Origin of the sequence: Anabaena sp. CS-542/02, assembly GCF_028331085.1 — a bacterium.
GTDB lineage: Bacteria > Cyanobacteriota > Cyanobacteriia > Cyanobacteriales > Nostocaceae > Anabaenopsis > Anabaenopsis arnoldii.
Map to the genome: position 1 here is coordinate 1 of NZ_JAQMTM010000101.1, position 3,456 is coordinate 3,456.

Here is a 3,456-nt window from a genome sequence, read left to right on the forward strand (position 1 = left end):
ACCCTTGCACCTAGGGGGTAGGATTCACACCTACATGAACACACAGTTATAAGAATCTGGTTTTCACCAGCCTTACCTTCCGTCCCTGAGCATTTCTACTCATTTAGGAAGAACGAATCGCACCTGCTTAAATAAATTATACCTGAAAAACTAAATAAATATAAGTGTAAAACTTTCACACAACGGTTTTAGGAATGATCCCAGGTCATTTAAAATGAATAACTAAACCATGAGGATGCTTGTAAAGCAGGAGATTCTTTCCGACAGCAAATATTGTGGTGGAATACCCACTTCTGTTAAAATCAAGGACACCACTAGGATTAAATACTTACCCGTCAGGTAATTAAATATTAGCCGGATGAAATACAACTATAACTTGGTTGTATGTCCGTCTCAATATTTCATATGCCTGTGGAGTAGCAAGAACACAGGATCAACTAATGGCGTCAACTCCTGGTTTCAAAATCTTCTGTGTGAAAAAATATTGATTGACACATTTAGTATTTAGAGGAAATTTATGACAACTAAACCGGAACGCGTGGTATTGATTGGAGTAGCCGGAGACTCAGGATGCGGTAAATCTACCTTTTTGCGTCGTTTAATAGATTTATTTGGTGAAGAGTTCATGACAGTCATCTGTTTAGATGACTATCATTCCCTAGATCGCAAACAGCGTAAAGAAACTGGGATAACTGCACTTGACCCCAGAGCCAACAATTTTGACCTGATGTATGAGCAAATCAAAGCGCTCAAAGAAGGTCAAGTGATTAATAAGCCGATTTATAACCACGAAACCGGGATGATCGATCCACCGGAGCGCATCGAGCCCAATCACATCATAGTTGTGGAAGGCCTACATCCTTTATATGACGAGCGCGTGCGATCGCTACTTGATTTCAGCGTCTATTTCGATATTAGTGATGAAGTCAAAATTGCCTGGAAAATCCAGCGGGATATGGCAGAAAGGGGACATCGCTACGAAGACGTTTTAGCTCAAATCAATTCTCGTAAACCCGATTTTGAAAAATTCATCGAGCCGCAAAGAGAATTCGCTGATGTGGTGCTGCAAGTACTACCCACGAACCTGATTAAAAATGATACGGAGCGCAAAGTCCTCCGGGTACGTATGCTCCAACGTGAAGACAAGGAAGGCTTTGAACCAACCTACTTGTTTGATGAAGGTTCAACCATTAACTGGACACCTTGCGGACGGAAACTCACTTGCTCATATCCTGGTATGCAAGTATACTATGGCTCTGATGTTTACTACGGGCGGTATGTCTCCGTATTAGAAATAGACGGTCAATTTGACAACCTTGATGAAGTTATTTATATCGAAACCCATCTGAGTAAAACATCCACCAAATATCAAGGTGAGATGACTCACTTGCTACTCCAACACCGTGAGTATCCAGGTTCCAACAACGGAACTGGGTTGTTCCAAGTGCTGACAGGTTTGAAAATGCGTAGCGTCTACGAGCGGTTAACAGCAAAAGAAGCTAAACTGGCAGTTCAAGTTTAAGTCGTCTTTAGCTCTGTCCGAGGTTTCGGGGGTACTTCTGGGTTTCCCCCTTTTTTGTATCAGAAAAATATTTGAGTTTACCAGCTATATCGTAGCAGTGATTATTCCTTAACCACAGCTACGATAGCTTGGCTAGGGTAGCCATGGGGTGGGGGGTATGTACCCTCAAGAACTAATCACTACTGACTACCCTAGCAAATCTTATCGTACTCATAGAGTACTTACAGTCAATGTGTAATTTTAAAAAAATAAATCAAATACTAACTGCCGAGTGCGTAAATATTGTTATGATTTCATACATTAGTTGCTGAACTAAATAAATAACCAAAATTTAGCCAGTAACAACTATTGGAACAGGAGGAATGCTCTTTGTCTAGACGTTATTTATTTACCTCCGAATCAGTTACCGAAGGTCATCCAGATAAGATATGCGATCAGATTTCTGATACTATTCTAGATACCTTACTGACAGAAGACCCCAGCAGTCGTGTCGCAGCTGAGGTAGTAGTTAATACTGGTTTGGTGCTGATCACTGGGGAAATTACTAGTAAAGCCCATGTGAATTACGTTAACATTGCCCGTAAGAAAATAGCCGAAATTGGCTACATAGATGCTGTTAATGGCTTTTCTGCGGGCAGCGCCAGTGTTCTCATAGCTTTAGATGAACAATCACCCGACATCGCCCAAGGTGTTAATACCGCCCAAGAAACACGCCAGGAGGCTAGTGATCAACTATTCGATAAAATTGGCGCGGGTGACCAAGGTATAATGTTCGGTTTTGCCTGCAACGAAACACCAGAACTGATGCCCTTACCCATCAGTCTTGCTCACCGGATTGCTCGCCGACTGGCAGTAGTTCGCAAAACCGGTGAATTGCCATACCTCCGCCCCGACGGCAAAACACAAGTAACTGTGGCCTACGAAGACGGATATCCGGTAGGTATTGACACTATTCTGATTTCGACTCAGCACACAGAAGCTATCAATGAAATTACCGAGGAAGTGGCAATACAAGCCAAAATTAAACAAGACCTCTGGTCAGCAGTAGTAGAACCTGTTTTTGGTGACATTGACATTAAGCCAGACCAAAAAACACGTTTCTTAGTCAACCCCACTGGCAAATTTGTCATTGGTGGACCCCAAGGAGACTCTGGTCTGACAGGACGGAAAATTATTGTTGATACCTACGGTGGCTATTCCCGTCATGGCGGCGGCGCTTTTTCCGGTAAAGACCCCACCAAGGTAGACCGTTCTGCTGCTTATGCTGCTCGCTATATGGCCAAGAATATTGTCGCGGCTGGTTTGGCTCAAAAGTGTGAAGTTCAGCTAAGTTATGCCATTGGTGTAGCGCGACCAGTGAGCATTTTTCTGGAAACCTTCGGTACTGGGAAAGTGGATGATCAAACTTTACTGGAATTAGTCAAAGACCAATTTGAACTACGTCCAGCAGGGATTATCGATACTTTCAATCTACGTAACTTACCAAGTGAGCGAGGCGGACGTTTTTATCAGGACATCGCAGCTTACGGTCACTTTGGGCGGAATGATTTAGATTTGCCTTGGGAGCGCACCGATAAAGCTGAATTGTTGCAGCAGCTAGTAACACAGTCGCTCTCCGCTGCTATCCACTAAAGACTGTAGCAACAGTGTCAAGATAGCCATATAACCCTAGTAATGGGACTGGGTTTTCTAGGTTCCCCATCAAAAAACCTAGATTAATTTTGTGCATTTCCAAGAGTTAGAGCTAAGAGGATGTTTGTCAAGTCATGATTAGTGTCTCAACTATTGTTTGAGCCCACCCTCTCCTTGCAAGGGTAGGTTTTTAATATGATCTGTGAAGGCAAGACTAGGAAGACAAGGAAGGAAAGTGGACAAGGAAGATTTTATACGGACAATGGTCTTTTAAGGGGCTATTTTTCTTACTAAAAATACAG

General features: G+C 42.8%; 2 protein-coding genes. Both read left to right on the top strand.

Translation table 11 applies throughout. The features are described from left to right. Window positions 1-517: 517 nt before the first annotated feature. Complete coding sequence (locus PN447_RS11595; protein ID WP_271763187.1) at window positions 518-1,522, top strand: phosphoribulokinase; 1,005 nt, start codon at window positions 518-520, stop codon at window positions 1,520-1,522. A gap of 369 nt (window positions 1,523-1,891) precedes the next feature. Beyond that, window positions 1,892-3,154: a methionine adenosyltransferase gene (gene metK, locus PN447_RS11600; RefSeq protein ID WP_271763188.1), complete on the top strand. Its 1,263-nt coding sequence runs from the start codon at window positions 1,892-1,894 to the stop codon at window positions 3,152-3,154. Window positions 3,155-3,456 lie beyond the last annotated feature (302 nt).